The 229-nt window shown below is 71.6% G+C and carries 1 protein-coding gene; it reads left to right on the top strand.

The window, feature by feature from the left end:
* Window positions 1-229 (top strand): hypothetical protein (locus ACZ2XM_RS15730; RefSeq protein ID WP_490619049.1); only part of this gene is annotated, 229 nt, incomplete at both ends.

Genomic DNA, 229 nt, shown 5'->3' with positions numbered 1-229 from the left:
CGTGACGATGGCGGTGACCGGCTTCCTCAGCGGCCCGCTGGAGCGTTGGCTCGGCTTCCGCACCCAGATCGTGATCGCGGCCGTCGTCATGGCGGGGTCGAGCCTGTCGCTGGCCTTCCTGCACGGTTCGCTCGCCGCGGTCGCGACGGCGTCCGGCGTCTTCGGCATCGGCCTCGGCCTGATCTACGCGGCGATCACGAGCGTGGTGGTGCAGAGCGTGCCGGCCACC

It is taken from the genome of Psychrobacter sp. CoH-33_TS_01 (assembly GCF_058189395.1).
The sequence above is the reverse complement of the archived record's forward strand: the minus strand, read 5'-3'. Positions and strand labels throughout refer to the sequence as shown.